Origin of the sequence: Phenylobacterium sp. (genome assembly GCF_028290885.1) — a bacterium.
GTDB lineage: Bacteria > Pseudomonadota > Alphaproteobacteria > Caulobacterales > Caulobacteraceae > Phenylobacterium.
This window is the reverse complement of the sequence record NZ_JAQGIZ010000235.1, coordinates 1-14437: the sequence shown is the minus strand read 5'-3', so window position 1 is coordinate 14437 and position 14437 is coordinate 1. Positions and strand designations below refer to the sequence as shown.

The 14437-nt window shown below is 69.8% G+C and carries 16 protein-coding genes; 6 read left to right on the top strand and 10 right to left on the bottom strand.

Annotated features, from left to right (window positions below):
* The 3 genes from JWP28_RS15565 to JWP28_RS15555 all read left to right on the top strand — a co-directional run.
* Positions 1-931 (top strand): hypothetical protein (locus tag JWP28_RS15565; protein WP_299544293.1); only part of this gene is annotated, 931 nt, incomplete at its 5' end.
* 3 nt (positions 932-934) lie between these two features.
* Positions 935-1411 (top strand): NUDIX domain-containing protein, encoded by a 477-nt coding sequence (locus tag JWP28_RS15560; protein ID WP_299544292.1) that lies wholly within the window; start codon positions 935-937, stop codon positions 1409-1411.
* Positions 1412-1563: 152 nt separating this feature from the next.
* The gene (locus JWP28_RS15555; RefSeq protein ID WP_299544291.1) at positions 1564-1812 is read left to right on the top strand and encodes a DUF6356 family protein; all 249 of its coding nucleotides are present in this window, start codon (positions 1564-1566) and stop codon (positions 1810-1812) included.
* A gap of 164 nt (positions 1813-1976) precedes the next feature.
* On the opposite strand, the gene JWP28_RS15550 is transcribed toward JWP28_RS15555, so the two are convergent.
* The 5 genes from JWP28_RS15550 to JWP28_RS15530 all read right to left on the bottom strand — a co-directional run bounded on the left by JWP28_RS15550 (position 1977) and on the right by JWP28_RS15530 (position 8389).
* A complete protein-coding gene (locus tag JWP28_RS15550; RefSeq protein WP_299544289.1) occupies positions 1977-4082 on the bottom strand; it encodes a M13-type metalloendopeptidase in 2106 nt (701 codons plus the stop codon).
* A 233-nt stretch (positions 4083-4315) separates the two neighbouring features.
* The gene (locus tag JWP28_RS15545) at positions 4316-5071 is read right to left on the bottom strand and encodes a Crp/Fnr family transcriptional regulator (RefSeq protein WP_299544288.1); all 756 of its coding nucleotides are present in this window, start codon (positions 5069-5071) and stop codon (positions 4316-4318) included.
* Positions 5072-5404: 333 nt separating this feature from the next.
* Positions 5405-6370: an SH3 domain-containing protein gene (locus JWP28_RS15540; protein ID WP_299544286.1), complete on the bottom strand. Its 966-nt coding sequence runs from the start codon at positions 6368-6370 to the stop codon at positions 5405-5407.
* A 75-nt stretch (positions 6371-6445) separates the two neighbouring features.
* Positions 6446-7744: a SulP family inorganic anion transporter gene (locus JWP28_RS15535; protein WP_299544284.1), complete on the bottom strand. Its 1299-nt coding sequence runs from the start codon at positions 7742-7744 to the stop codon at positions 6446-6448.
* 165 nt (positions 7745-7909) lie between these two features.
* Positions 7910-8389 (bottom strand): DUF4440 domain-containing protein, encoded by a 480-nt coding sequence (locus JWP28_RS15530; RefSeq protein WP_299544282.1) that lies wholly within the window; start codon positions 8387-8389, stop codon positions 7910-7912.
* 87 nt (positions 8390-8476) lie between these two features.
* Here JWP28_RS15530 and JWP28_RS15525 point away from each other — a divergent pair, with 87 nt between their 5' ends.
* Entirely contained in the window at positions 8477-8995 is a 519-nt protein-coding gene (locus tag JWP28_RS15525) for a thioredoxin family protein (protein WP_299544281.1), read from the top strand.
* Positions 8996-8999: 4 nt separating this feature from the next.
* Here JWP28_RS15525 and JWP28_RS15520 read toward each other — a convergent pair whose 3' ends face one another.
* From JWP28_RS15520 to JWP28_RS15510, 3 genes are read right to left on the bottom strand one after another with little or no spacing between them, the layout of a single operon-like run.
* On the bottom strand, positions 9000-9284 hold the full coding sequence (locus tag JWP28_RS15520; protein WP_299544280.1) for a hypothetical protein: 285 nt from the start codon (positions 9282-9284) through the stop codon (positions 9000-9002).
* 42 nt (positions 9285-9326) lie between these two features.
* Entirely contained in the window at positions 9327-9677 is a 351-nt protein-coding gene (locus JWP28_RS15515; protein ID WP_299544278.1) for a cupredoxin domain-containing protein, read from the bottom strand.
* An 11-nt stretch (positions 9678-9688) separates the two neighbouring features.
* The gene (locus JWP28_RS15510; RefSeq protein WP_299544276.1) at positions 9689-10207 is read right to left on the bottom strand and encodes a DUF4142 domain-containing protein; all 519 of its coding nucleotides are present in this window, start codon (positions 10205-10207) and stop codon (positions 9689-9691) included.
* A gap of 123 nt (positions 10208-10330) precedes the next feature.
* Between JWP28_RS15510 and JWP28_RS15505 the strand changes: the two genes are divergently transcribed.
* On the top strand, positions 10331-11008 hold the full coding sequence (locus JWP28_RS15505; RefSeq protein WP_299544273.1) for an RNA polymerase sigma factor: 678 nt from the start codon (positions 10331-10333) through the stop codon (positions 11006-11008).
* A gap of 107 nt (positions 11009-11115) precedes the next feature.
* Positions 11116-11280: a hypothetical protein gene (locus tag JWP28_RS15500; RefSeq protein WP_299544271.1), complete on the top strand. Its 165-nt coding sequence runs from the start codon at positions 11116-11118 to the stop codon at positions 11278-11280.
* A gap of 18 nt (positions 11281-11298) precedes the next feature.
* Here the strand turns inward: JWP28_RS15500 and JWP28_RS15495 are convergent, their stop codons facing one another.
* Together JWP28_RS15495 and JWP28_RS15490 are read right to left on the bottom strand one after the other, a co-directional pair.
* Entirely contained in the window at positions 11299-12972 is a 1674-nt protein-coding gene (locus tag JWP28_RS15495; RefSeq protein ID WP_299544269.1) for an amidohydrolase, read from the bottom strand.
* A 41-nt stretch (positions 12973-13013) separates the two neighbouring features.
* The gene (locus tag JWP28_RS15490) at positions 13014-14399 is read right to left on the bottom strand and encodes an alpha/beta hydrolase (RefSeq protein ID WP_299544267.1); all 1386 of its coding nucleotides are present in this window, start codon (positions 14397-14399) and stop codon (positions 13014-13016) included.
* Between the last annotated feature and the right edge of the window lie 38 nt (positions 14400-14437).

Genomic DNA, 14437 nt, shown 5'->3' with positions numbered 1-14437 from the left:
CAGCATCGGCCGCACCGCCATGCTGGTCAGCCTCGACACCGGCTCCACGGGCCTGCGCATCCTGCCGGGCGCGCTGGGCCCCGCCGACGCCACGGCGAGCGCCGAGCCGGAGAGCTACGGCTACGCCTCCGGCTCGCGCTACGAGGGCGTGGTGGGCGAGGCCGCGCTCGCCATGGGGGAGGCGAAGGGGACCGCACCCGTCCACCTGATCAGGTCCATCGGCTGCTACCCCTACCTGCCGCACTGCCCGGCCTCGCGCACCACGCTTCCCCAATACGGCATCGCCAGCGACGGCCTGCCGGGGGAGGGCTTCAAGGCGATCCTCGGGATCGACATGGCTCCGGGCCGGGTCGGCAATCCGCTGCTGTCGCTGGGCGTGCGGCGCTGGATCGTCGAGCTGCCGCGGCCGGGCGAGGGCGACGGCCGGCTGATCCTCAATCCCAGCGAGGCGGAGAGCCAAGGCTACGCCATGGCGCCGCTCGCCACGCCCTACGCCCACCAGCGCGGCGGCGGCCTGCACGACGCGGCGCCCGGCTGCCTCAGCAACCCGGCCACAGGGAGCCGTGCCTGCGGGGTCGTGCTGCTGGACACCGGCGCACAGGGCCTTTCCGTCGCCAACGGCCGCCTGGAGGGCCCGCCCTGGCCGGATGGCAGCCAGGCGGTGCTTGAGTTGTTCGACGCCACCGGCGCGCTCGCCGCCCGCGCCGCCATGACCGTCGGCCTGCGCGACCAGGGCACGCGCCTCACCTACCGCCAGGAGGCCCGCGTGTTCGGCGTGGTGATCTATGCCGGCGTCGCGCCCTACTACGCTTACTCCGTGCTCTACGACCAGCGTCGGCAGATGATCGGCCTGAAGCCGCGGCCGCCTGGCCCCGCCGCCGACGGTCCGCGCGCCGTCGTCGCGTCCGCCGCCGACCCGCCGGGCCGCTGAGCCGTGGCGCGCGAGACCAGCGCCGGGGTGCTCGCCTACCGCCGGCGCGACGCCGGTCCGGAGTTCCTGCTGGCGCATCCGGGCGGTCCCTACTGGGCGAAGAAGGACGAGGCCGGCTGGTCGATCCCCAAGGGACTGGTGGACGACGGCGAGGCGAGCTGGGCCGCGGCGCAGCGGGAGTTCGCCGAGGAGCTCGGCCAGCCGATCACCCCATTTCTTGAAGGCGAACCGGCGCCGCTGACGCCATGCCTCACGAGCGGCGGCAAGCTGGTCCTCGCCTGGCTGGTGGAAGCCGACCTCGACCTGACGGCGCTGAAGAGCAATGAGTTCGAGATCGAGTGGCCGCCGCGCTCCGGTCGGCGCGCCAGCTTTCCGGAGGTCGACCGGGCGGGCTATTTCGACGCGCCCACCGCGCTCTGGAAGATCCACAAGGGCCAGCGGCCGATCCTCGCCGAAGCCATTTCGCGGATTAACGCCTGAGTAATAAACTCGGAATGTAGAAGGTCATTCTATATTGTGGCTTTCGATTGGAACCACATTCTAGGTCGGTTCGCCCTGAGGCCAAACGCGACAATGATTTTCCCCCGCCTTGCGCCATCATGACCGCAAGCTGCTTCCAGGGACCGATAGCCATGCTTCGCGCGTTCACCGACCACCCCGAGACGGTGGGTGAGACCTACCTGCAGCACATGGGCTCCGCCTGGGGCTTCGCGGGGACCATGTTCGTCGGCGCCGCGGCCTGCCTGCTGCATGGCCTCTTCCCGTCCGCCTTCCAGAAGGCCGGTAGCCGCCGGATCGTCGAGCTGCATCAGCGCATGGTCGCCAACCGCCACCGCGCGCCCGAGGGCCAGGGCTTCCTCGGCGTCGCCGAGGGGATCTAAGAATCATCCCTCCTCTTTAGGGGAGGGACAGGCCGGCGAAGCCGGCCAGGGTGGGGGAGTCGCGTTCAAGCGTCAGACTCTCACCTTGGCCCACAGACCCCCACCCGTCCGAGGCTTCGCCTCGCCCACCCTCCCCTAAAGAGGAGGGATGGGCGTAGACACCCTCACCAGATCCTCACCCGCTGCTCCGGCGGCACATAGAGCTTCTCGCCGGGCTGGACGTCGAAGGCCGAGTACCAGCCCTCGATGTTGCGGATCGTCCCGTTGACCCGATAGATCGCCGGCGAGTGCGGGTTGGTGACCAGCTGCTGGCGCAGCGTCTCGTCGCGGATTTTCTCGCGCCACACCTGCGCCCAGCCCAGGAACACCCGCTGGTCTCCGGTCAGGCCGTCGACGATCGGCGCCGGCTTGCCGTGCAGCGAGGCGTGGTAGGCGTCGAGCGCCAGGGATAGGCCGCCCATGTCGCCGATGTTCTCGCCCATGGTCAGGCCGCCGATCACATGCGCGCCGGGCAGGGGCTCGAAGGCCGAGTACTGCGCGCCCAGGCGGTCGGTCTGGACCTTGAACTTCGTCGCGTCCTCGGCGGTCCACCAGTCGGTCAGCACCCCGTCGCCGTTCGACTTGCGGCCCTGGTCGTCGAAGCCGTGGCTGATCTCGTGGCCGATCACCCCGCCAATGCCGCCGTAGTTGATCGCAGGGTCGGCGTTCGGATCGAAGAACGGCGGGGCGAGGATCGCGGCCGGGAACACGATCTCGTTGTTCACCGGGTTGTAGTAGGCGTTGACCGTCTGGGGCGTCATGCCCCACTCGGACTTGTCGACCGGGCCGTTCAGGCGCGCCACTTCGCGGCGCCACTCGAAGACGCCCGCCCGCTGGGCGTTGCCGTAGAGGTCGTCGCGCTTCAGCACGAGCTTGGAATAGTCGCGCCACTTGGCCGTGTAGGCGATCTTGACGGTGAACTTGGAGAGCTTCTCCAGCGCCTTGGCCTTGGTCTCGTCGCCCATCCAGTTGAGCTTCTCGATGCGCGCCTGCAGCGCGGTGTGGATGTCGCCCACCAGGGCGTCCATCTTGGCTTTGGCCTCCGGCGGGAAGTAGCGGGCGACGTAGACGCGGCCCACGGACTCGCCGATCGCCGTGTTGGTGAAGGCCACCCCACGCTTCCAGCGCGGCTGCTGCTCCGGCTGGCCGGCCAGCTCCTTGTTGCGGAACTCGAAGTGCGCGTCGACGAACGGCTTGGACAGGTAGGGCGCCGCCGAGTCCGCCACGTGGAAGGCCTGCCACGCCTTCAGGGTGTCGAGCGGGGTGTCGGCATAGATCTTGGCGAACTTCGGGAAGGCGGTGTTGGTGGTCACCACCACCCGCTGCACGCCCGGCAGCTCATTGGCGGCGAGGTAGCGGTTCCAGTCGACCCCCGGCGTCATGGCGTTGAGCTCGGCCGGGGTCGCGGGATTGTAGGTCTTGTCGCGGTCGCGCCGCTCGACCCGGGTCCAGGAGGCCTCAGCCAGCTTGGTCTCGAAATCGACGATCGCCTTGGCGTTCTCGGCCGGCTTCGCCCAGCCCGCCAGGGTCAGCATCTGCTGCACATAGGCCTGGTACTTGGCCTTCTTCGCGGCGAAGGCGGCCTGCAGGTAGTAGTCGCGGTCGGGCAGGCCCAGGCCGCCGGTTCCGGCCATCACCGTGTACTTCTGCGGACTCTTGGCGTCGATGCTGATGCCCACCGGCAGGATGCTGGTGAAGCCGGAGGTGTTGGACTTGCCCATCAGGGCCGTGAAGTCGTCCTTGGTCTTGGCGGCGCGGACCTGCGCCAGCTCCGGCGCGATCGGCTTGGCGCTCTGCTTGTCGGCCAGCGCCTTGTTCATGAAGGAGGCGTAGGCGGCCCCGATCTTGGCCCCGTCGGGGTCCGTCAGCTTGCCGGCCGCGGCGTCCATGGCGATGGCGTGGACCCGGGCTTCCGAGAGCACCGAAAGCTTGTCGAAGTTACCGAAGCGGGTGCGGTCCGATGGGATCTCGGTGCGGGCCGCCCACTTGCCGTTGGCGTAGGCGAAGAAGTCGTCGCCGGGCTTCACCGAGGTGTCCATGCCCGACGTGTCGAAGCCCCACGTCCCGTATTTAGGCGAGGCGAGGTCGGCCGCCGCAACCGGCGCCTCGGCGGCCGGCGGCGTTGCGGCGGTCGCGCCCTTGTGCGCCTTCGGCGCGCCCAGCGCCGGCGTGACGCCCAACGCCGCGACGGCCGCGGCGGCAAGCAGGATATTTCGGCGAGCGGGGATCATCGGTGTCTCTCGAGATGCGCGGAAGGGAGATGGCAGGTTCAATCCTGCCGTGTGCGTCAAGAAACGGGGAATTTTGATCCTGCGCAAGCCTTACCTCCCACGCGTAGCGGGGGAGCGGGGACCATGGGCCCCCGGGGACCGACCAAAGGTCGGCCCGACGACAGACTCCGAGCCGATGGTGGTGGGGGCGAGACTGGATGCGGAGCTTGAACACGCCCCTTCCACCGCTCGCTCTACGGCGAGCGGTCCCCCTTCCCCGTGAACGGGGAAGGCAAGGGGCTCTCCTCGGGCAGCAGCCGCTCGTAGGTCCGGCGGATGACGCCGTAGCATTCGCAGCCCAGCTGCTCGAGCACCGTGCGGTCGATGATGTCCACGACGCCGCGGCGATAGCGGATGGCGCCTTTCTCCTGCAGCGCCCTGGCGACGGCCGTCACGGTGGTGCGCTGCACGCCCAGCATGTCGGCCAGGAACTCCTGGGTCAGGGCCACGGTGTTGGTGGAGATGCGGTCGTGGCAGGTCAGCAGCCAGCGGCAGAACCGCGCCTCCACCGAGTGCAGGGCGTTGCAGGCCACCGACTGGATGGCATGGCCGAACAGGGCCTCGGTGTGGCGGTCCACCAGGTCGCGGATGCGCGGGCTCTTCTCCCAGGCCTCGTGCAGATGGCCGGCGCTGATCCGGGCGGCGCGGGTGGGGGTCTGGACGATGGCGCGCGACAGCGACTGGCGCGGCGCCACCGCCGCCATCAGCCCCAGGGCGCCCTCGCGGCCGATGGTGGCGCTTTCGATGGCGGCGCCGTTCTCCATCAAGGTCATCAGCGAGATCACCCCGTCGTGGGGGAAGTAGATGGTGTCGATCCGGTCGCCGGGATCGTAGAGCAGCCGCCCGCGCTCCAGGTCGATCAACGTGAGCTGCGCGCCGATCAGCCCCATGTCTTCGGCGGGCAAGGAGTCGATCAGTCGGTTCTGCACCGTGGGGAGGGGCCTTTGCATCGGGGAATCGAAACGCCGTGGTGCGGCTTGGGTTTCAAGTTATCGATGCAGATCGGCAAAGACTGTCGAGTACTCGACACTTCCGGCAACAGAAATGGTAATAGCCAGAAAAGACTGCGGAGAACCGTGGAAATCATGGCGATTTCCTGGCTTCTGAGAACGTCGGGTTGCCGACGCTTCAATATCTGACTGCGACCTTTGGCCCCAGAATCGCGACCGTCGCGTCGCGGGCAGGACAAACCGCCCGGCGAATCACTATTCGCCGCGACAACACTGCGCCTGTGCAGGCCGGGCCCGGAACGTTTCCCGGCTGACTTGGCTCGCTGACCTGTCCTAGTGGGTGCTGATCATCGCCGAGGAGATCCAGCCGCGATTGCCGTTCTCGTCGTCGACCTCCCACCAGATGCCGTTCTTCTGGCCGGTCGGGAAGACCATGTCGCCGGGATTGAAGCTGCGCACCTGCGCCGATTGCGGCGACGGGGATTTGCGCAGCACCACCGGCTGCTTGACGCTGTAGCCTTGGATGCCGGCCGCCTTGCTCGCCTGCTCGCCGGTGGGCGAATTGTGCTGCAGGTAGCCGACGAGGTCGGCGAAGGCGTTGAAGTAGGCCGCGGAGATCACCTTGCCCTGGTCGGTGTTGCCATAGCCGCCGCCGGCCGCCGCCGCGAAGCCGCTCCAGCCGTAGCTGCCGCCGCCCGCGCCGAAGGAGATGTCGGTCTTCTGCGACACGCCCTCGGCGACATAGAGCTGCTCGGTAGTGCGCGCGTCGACCAGGGTGATCAGCGCCTGGGCCTCGGACTTCTTGGTGCGCAGGCTGCCGGCCAGCGCGCCGAAGCCGCCGAGCCGCGAACCGAAGGCCCCCGCCACCGCCCCGATGTTGCTGCCGCCGGAGTTCGAGTTGGAGTTGGCGAGGTCCGGGACGATGAAGAAGTCGGCGCCGGCCACCTGGCCCTTGCCGATGTTGGAGCCACGGCGCAGGTCGCCGCCGGTCCCGAGCGCCGCTTCCTCGTTGCGCATCGCCAGGCCGCCGTTGCGGTCGACGATCCGCAGGCAGCCCGAGCGGGAGGCGAACAGCTTCAGAAGGGTTTCGGGGCTGCTAAGGCCGTACTGGGTCCACCACTTGACCTCCGGCTCCTTGATCGCGGCGCGGCCCAGGACGTGGTCGCAGTGCGGCAATTCCGGCGTGGCGGCGTTTTTCGGCCCCTTCTTGTCCATTCCGTATTGCGCGAAGGCGGGCTGGGCGCAGAGGAGGGCGGCGAGCCCGGCGGCGACGGCGGCGGAAGAGGAGAGTTTGCGCATGCGAGCCCCCATGCAAAAGGAGAAATGAAACACCCGCGTTAGACTAACCCTGGTACGCGAACGCTTCAATTCCGCTCATGCGAAAGGCGACAAGCTTCTGTGGTTGCGCCAGGTTTCGAACCCCCACAGGGCCGCCGCGAGTGCGCAGCCGCAGGCGATGCCGGTCGTCAGGTCGCGGGCCACAGTCAGGCCGAAGGTGGTCAGCAGCACGGAGCCGGTGCGAGGGTCGCGCAGGAGCTGCGCGATGGCCGGCTTCTCGGCCATATTCCAGGCGACCAGCACCAGCACCCCGGCCAGGGCCGAGAGTGGCACATAGCTCGCAAGCGGCGCCGCCACGACCATGAAGGCCAGCAGGAAGACCGCGTGCAGCATGCCGGCCACCGGACTGCGGGCGCCGGCCCGCACATTGGTCGCCGTGCGCGCGATCGTCCCCGTCACGCTGACCCCGCCGAACAGGGCCGAGGCGATATTGGCAAGGCCCTGGGCGACCAGCTCCATGTTCGACCGGTGGCGGCGGCCGGTCATGCCATCGGCGACGACGGCGGAGAGCAGGGATTCGATCCCGCCCAGCAGGGTGAAGGAGAGCGCGGCCGGCAGCACCGCCAGCAGCTTCTGCGCCGTCACCGTCGGGAGGTGTGGCGCAGGCAGGCCGTGCGGGATCCCGCCGAACCGGCTACCGATGGTGTCCAGCGGCAGGTGCAGTAGGCTGGCTGCGATCGAGGCCGCCGTCACCGCGATCAGCATGGCAGGCCAGAGCGGCTTCGCGCGCCGGACGCCCGCGGCGATGGCGATCACCCCCAGGCCCAGGCCGAAGGCGGCCGGGCTGGCGCTGGGCCAGGCATGCGCCAGGGCCGCGATCTTCGGGACCACCGCCCCGGGCTCGGCGCCGGCGAGCCGCAGGCCGAACAGGTCCTTCATCTGGCTCGCCAGGATGGTGAGCGCGATGCCGGCGGTGAAGCCGACCGTCACGGCGTGCGGGATGTGCCGGATCAGCCCGCCGAGGCGCAGCGCGCCCAGCAGCGTCAGCATCAGGCCGGAGAGCATGACCGTCAGCATCAGGCCGTCGACGCCGAACTTGGCGACGGTCGCGGCCACCAGCACGATGAATGCGCCGGCCGGACCGCCGACCTGGAAGCGGCTGCCGCCCAGGGCCGACACCAGGAATCCGCCCACGATGGCGGCGAACAGGCCGCGGTCGGGCGAGACGCCGGAGGCGACCGCGATGGCCATGGAGAGCGGCAGGGCGACGATGGCCACCGTCAGGCCGGCGATGGCGTCGTGCCGCAGGTCCGCGAGGCCGTAGCCCTCCGCCAGGGTGGTGGCGAGCTTTGGCCGATAGAGCTTCGCAGAGGCGGCGAGGGCCGCTTCGGGCATGGATCCAGGTCCCGCGAGCTATGTCAGGACGTGGTTACCACCTCCCGCTTTCCGCCAGGCTAACGGCGCAGGCCGCCCGGGAGAACTAGGTATCACTACGGAGGTCGCGCCTGGCGCCCGAGCCAAGTGTCGCAGATCAGCCCGCGACGCGCCCTGCGGAACGGCCTACCGCGTGGCCTGCGGGCCACTCCAGATCAGGGTATCGATCTTCCAGTCGGCGCCGACCTGCTGCAGCAGCACGGTGATCAGTCCGTCGGCGTGTTCCGAATGGCCGTCCTTCAGGGTGTAGCTCAACTGCCCCGGCACGATGGCGTAGGCGCGGTCGCTGCTGACGTCGATGCGGGTCGGCGGGGCGAGCCTCATGTTGATGGTGGTGATCCCGTGGGCCTGGGCGTTGGCGCCCATGCCCTCGATCCAGGCCTGCGGCGTGCCCGGCCCCTGCCAGCGGTACGGGGCCAGGTCCTCGACGATTGTCGGGCTGGGGGTGAAGGCGGCGAATACGGTCGGCAGGTCGCCGCGGTTCACGGCGTCGGTCATCCGCGAGATGACGGCGATCACGGGGGCGGCGCCGGGGGCCAGTTGGGCGTCGGCCGCACTGGCTAGGAGCGACAGGGCGACGGCGATCGTGGGGACGGCAAGGCTCATGCGGGTCTCCATCGGGCTGCGGCCTGCTACAACAGCGCCTGAACGGCAGAGCTTGCAATACGGCGAAGGTTTCCCTCCTTAAGGCGCATGATCCGCATCGTCCTGGCCGCCGCCCTGCTGACCCTCGCCCTCGCCGCCCCGGCCGCCGCCGCCCCGGCGGCAGCCCCGAAGGTCGGCATCACAAGCTTCGCCCAGCTGAAAACCCCCTTGCCCTACCCCTACGACGAAGCGGCCGACGCCGACGCGGCGGTGGCCAAGGCCAAGGCGCGCGCCAAGGCCTCCGGCAAGCTCCTGCTGATCGACTTAGGCGGCAACTGGTGCGGCGACTGCCGGATCCTGACCGCTACCGTCGACCGGCCCGACCTCAGGGCCTTCGTGGATCGCCACTACGAGACCGTGCTGGTCGATGTCGGCCACTTCGACAAGAACCTGCAGATCCCCGCCCACTACGGCATCACCGAGCGCCTGGAAGGCGTGCCGGCCCTGCTGGTGGTCGATCCCAAGACCGACAAGCTGCTCGACGGCGGGCATGTCTCCGCCTTGCAGGACGCCCGCCACATGACCCCCCAGGCCCTGGCCGACTGGCTGGCGCAATGGACGCGGTAGGCTACTAACCCGTCAGCCACCGGCGCGGATGGCGCCAGCCGAGTTCGCGGACTTCGCCCTGCGCCAGGCCCAGCATCTTCATCCTGGCCGGGGTGAGCGCGCGGATCGCCTGCACGGGCTCCTGGCCGCCGACCGGGCTGGAGGCCACGCGGCCGGCGCGGCCGGCCCAGTCGATGGCGGTCCATTCGGACTTCGCCTGCTCCTCGTGGCCGACCGCGAAGTAGTGGCGCAGGGGCGCGGGTTCGCCGGCGACCTCCAGCAGCACCCCGATCAACCAGCCGCCCGCCATCCGGCGCCCTTCCTCGCAAACTCGGCGCGAGCCTTAGCGGGCCTATTTCGCCACCACCAGCGTCCCGGTCATGTTCGGATGGTAACGGCAGGAAAACGGGATGGCGCCGGCCTTGGTCAGCACCGTGCGGACGCGCGCGCCGGGTTTCAGCTCGACGTCGAAGCTCTTGTCCCTGGCGGTCGCCGAATGGAGGAAGATGTCCTTGTTCACCCATTCGATGCTGTCGCCGACGCGCAGGCCCGCCGGAACCGGGCCAAACTTCAACTGCTGCAGCGTCACCGTGTAGACGGCGGGAGGCCTGGCCTTGGGGGCGTTGGCGGCTGGCGCCGAAACCGGAACGGCGGCGAGCGCCGCCGCGGCCAGCGCCGCGAGCCACAGATGTGGCGCCTTCATCGGAACCCGCCCTATTTCAGGCTCGTCGCCAGCTGTTCGGCGTGCGCCTGATGTTCCTTGAACAGCGTCAGCCCGGTCTGCAGCAGGCTCTTCAGTTCGGCGTTCTGGGCGTCGGGGATTAGGGTCGAGGCGAGCGCGCCGTTGACCGTCTTGTGATAGGCCACCTCGTTCTGGATATAGGCCTTGTCGAACGCCTTGCCGTTCAGCTTGCCCAGGCTGGCGAGCTTGGCGGCCGCGTCCTTGGACAGGGACTGGCTGGTGGGATTGTCCTGCGGAGTGACGCCCAGCTTCTTGACCAGGGCCAGCGCCTGGTCGTTCACCGCGGTGTGGTCGCGGACCATCTCCTGGGCGAAGTCGCGCACCGCCTTGTCCTTCGACTTGGCGAGCGCCTGCTTGGCCGCGGCGATGTCGAGGTTGTCGGCGGTGTGGGCGATGTGGGCGATCTGGGCGTCGTTGGGCTTTGTCGCCTGGGCATAGGCGCTGGACGCGAACAGGGCGGCGGCGGCTGCGAATCCGATAGCCTTCAGCATGGTTTTTGCTCCCGATCTTCCGCCGAACGCGGCGGTTCGCGTCATTGGATGACGCCGACCGGCGGGGGTTCCCGGGAACTTGCCGGCCCCGGCTGCATCCAACGGGATTAAACAGGAGCCATTATGCGCGCCGTCCATGCTCTCGATTACGCCGGCCTGCCGGAGGCCGATCTGGTCGCCAAGGCTAAGGCCGGTGACCGAGAGGCCTTCCGCGCCATCATGACCCGCTGCAACCAACGCCTGTTCCGCATCGCCCGCGCCGTGGTCCGCGACGAGGCGGAAGCCGAGGACGTGCTGCAGGAGGCCTATGTCCGCGCCTTTGCCGCCATCGCGGGCTTCCGCGGCGAAGCGGGGATCGCCACCTGGTTGACGCGCATCGTGCTCAACGAGGCCCATGGGCGCCTGCGCCGCCGCCGGACCATGGTCGAGCTGGACGAATTGGAAACCGCCCAGACAGGCGCGCAGGTTCTCGACTTCCCGGGCATGGCCAGGAGCGACGACCCCGAGGCCGACGCCGCCCGCGCCCAGATCCGCCGCATCCTGGAGCGCGCGGTCGACGCCCTGCCGGAGCCCTTCCGGCTGGTGTTCATCCTGCGCGAGATCGAGGAGCTCAGCGCCGAGGAAACCGCCCGCCACCTGGACCTAAAGGTCGAGACCGTGAAGACCCGCCTGCACCGCGCGCGGCGGCGGCTGCGCGAGACCCTCGACGCCCAGCTCGCCGACGTGATGGTCGGCGCCTACCCGTTCCTGGGCGCCCGCTGCGAACGGATCACGCAGGCGGTGCTTCGGCGTCTTTCTTGACGCTGTAAGTTTTCCGCAAGTTGAATGTGCGGACGACAGCCCATAGGGTAACTCCTCCCGGCCGGGGCGCGTGTCGGTGTCCTTGGTCCAACCTGAGAGCATTTCCCATGGCTGACCCGAACGATCCGAACAAGACCGATCCTGCCGCGGACTCGCAAGAACCGCAGCAAGCCCACCCGCACCAGAAGGACAAGGGCAAGGTCGTCCGCACAGCTTTCGGTGAGCCGATGTCCGGCGGCATCGCCGACATCGCCGACGGCGACGACGAGTAGCGAGCCCTCGCAGCGACCTCAGCGGTTGTCGTAGAGCACCTGGCCGTCGACGACGGTCAGGACCGCATGGCCCTTGGGGATCGCCGCCTCGGGCGCGGTCATCAGGTCGACGGAAAAGCCGCTGAGGTCGGCGCGCTTGCCGACGCTGATCGTACCGAGGTCCTTCTCGGCAAAGCGGGCATAGGCGGCCGATGAGGTGAACAGCTTCAGCGCCTCGGCGCGGCTGAGCCGCTCCTCTGGATGCCAGTCGGCGTTGGAGAACCCCTGCAGGTCCTTGCGCGCCACCGCGGCGTAGAACTCGATCAGGGGCGCGCCGCGCTCCACCGGGGCGTCCGAGCCGCCCACCACCACCGCCCCTGAATCCAGCAGGCTCTTCCAGGCGTAGGCCCCCTTCAGGCGGTCCTTGCCCAGGCGGGCCGGGGCGAAGTGGAAGTCGCCGATGGCGTGGCTGGGCTGCATCGACGCGATCACCGCGTCGGCGTGGAAGCGCGGGATGTCCACGGGCCGCAGGATCTGGGCGTGCTCGATCCGCCAGCGCGCGGCCTTGCCCGCCGCCGGGTTGGCCTTGAACGCCTCTTCGTAGAGATCAAGCGCGGTCGCATTGCCCCGGTCGCCGATGGCGTGGGTGGAGACCTGGATGCCGGAGGCCAGCGCCTTGGCCATCAGTGGCCGCATGACCGCAGGGTCGGTGATGAACGTCCCCTTGAGCCCGGGCGCGTCGGAATAGGGCTCGAACAGCGCCGCACCGCGTGAGCCGAGCGCGCCGTCCATGAACAGCTTGATCGCCCGGGTGGTGATCCGCCCGTCAGCGGTGGCGCGCGGGCCGCTGGCGAACAGCGGTGCGGCCTGCTGGCCGGAGACGGCGTTGTAGACCCGCAAGCTCGCCTCGTGGTTCTTGCCCATCTCCTCCAGCAGCGGCACATCGGCCCAGTCGACGCTCATGAAATGGACGCCGGTCCAGCCGTAGGCGGTCTCGACCCGGAAGGCCGCGCGGTAGGCGGCCAGCTTCTGGTCGCGCGTAGGCGCGGTCCGCAGGCGCTCCACCAGGCCCATGGCGTTGTCCACCAGCATGCCGGTGGGCTTGCCGTCGGGGCCCTTCAGGATCTGCCCTCCGGCCGGCGCGGCGGTGGTCTCGTCGATCCCGGCGGCCTTCAGTGCGGCGGAATTGGCGGTCAGCGCGTGGCCGTCGGCCCGCTGCAGCAGCACCGGCGTCGTCGGCGCGACGGCGTCGAGGTCGGCGCGGTCAAGGAAGCGGCCCTCCGGCCAGCCGGTCTCGATCCAGCCCCCACCGACCACCAGGCCGGCCGGAGGATGCTTGGCGAGATAGGCCTTCAGCCGCGCGGTGACCTCCGCCGCCGACTTCGAGCCTTCCAGATTGAGCGTCAGCTCCCGCTCGCCGATTTCGCGCAGATGGGCGTGGCTGTCGGTGAAGCCGGGGAAGAGCGCCGCGCCCTTCAGGTCCACGACCTTGGTCTTTGGCCCCACCAGCGCCTTGGCGCCGGCCCTTGCGCCCGCGAAGGCGATCCGCCCATGGGAGACCGCCACCGCCTGGACCTTGGGCTTGGCGTCCACCGCCGTGTAGATCGGGCCGCCCCAGATCACCAGGTCGGCGGGGGCGGCCCGGCCGGCTGCGGGGAGGGCGGCTGCGGGAAGGGCGAGGGCGGCCGCGACGGCCAGGGCGGGGATGCGCATCGGCCTAGCTAGCCGGCATCTCGCGCCACCGCCAAGCTTCTTCAGCGCCGGGTGTGCTTGACCACCCAGCCGGTGACCAGGTCGAGCGCCGCCGGCGACATGGTCTCTTCGATCCGCGCGTACTCGGAGGGGGCGCCGGTGGTGGCGGTCTGGAAGAGGTGGTTGAGGCCCGGAAGCTCCAAGACCTCCGCGTCCGGGTTGTCCTTCAGCGCCTCGCGGATCGCGGGCAGGTTCTGCTTCGAGACCACCTGCACGTCCTTGTCGCCGTCGATCGCCAGCACCGGGGCGTGCACCTTCCGCAACGTCGGCCGCGGGTCATCGGCGATGACCCACTTGAACCAAGGCGAGCTCAGCTGCTTGACGGTCGTCGCCGCGCCGGCGGCGGGCATGCCGGCGTCTGTCAGCACCTTGGCGGCGTCGGCCTGCGCCTGGTCCCAGTCCTTGGCCTGCGCCATCGCCGTCTCGACGCGGCCCATGATCGCCTCGTTGCGGGCAACCGTCTCGGGTGGCGCGCCCGCGGACCTCGCGACGGCCTCGCGCTGCGCGGTCATCAGTTCGCGGCTGGGCACGCCGGGTCCGGCCAGCATCACCACGAAGGCCACGCGCGGATCGGCCACGGCGACCATCGGGGCGATCATGCCGCCCTCCGAGTGCCCGATCAGGCCGATCCGCTTGCCGTCGATCTCCGGCCGCCCGCGCAGGTAGGCCACGGCGGCTTCGGTGTCGGCGGCGAAGTCCTCGCTGGTCGCCTTGGCGAAGTCCCCGGTGGACTTGGCGAAGCCGCGGTCGTCGGTCCGCAGCACGGCGATCCCGCGCCGCGTCAGGGCGTCGGCCAGCACGGCGAACGGCTTGTGGCCCATGATGCTCTCGTCGCGGTCCTGGGCGCCGGAGCCGGTGATCAGCACGGCGGCCGGGAAGGGACCGCGTCCCTTCGGCAGGGTGAGCGTGCCGGCCAGGCGCACGCCCGGCGCGCTGCCGAAACCCACCTCCTCGGCGCGATAGGGGAACGGCGGCTTCGGCGTCTGCGGGCGCGCCCGCGGCTCGGCCTTGCCCCTGGTCAGCACCAGCGGCAGCCTTTCGCCCTGCGTCCACTCGCCCACGAAGGCCGATTGCGCGTCGTCCCACCAGCCTTCGTAACGGCCGTTGAGCCGCGCCCCGGAGAACACCAGGTGACCGTTCTCCAGGGTCACGCTGTCGAGGGGCAGCCAGGCGGGGCTCTGGTCGGGACTGATCAGCCGTCCCTGGTAGCCGCCGCCGGGCTTGGCGGTGATCTCCAGGCCGACGTGTAGTTCGGCGGTCGCTTTGGACAGGGTCCCGCGCCAGTCGCCGACCGCATCCTGCGCCTTCGCAGCGCCGGCCAGGACCAGGGCCATCATCAGGCCCGAGATCGCCAGCGCCACGATCCAGCGGGTGAGTTTGCTCGCCATGCTCGCCTCCCCAGGCCCGATCCGGCTAGCGGGCGCGG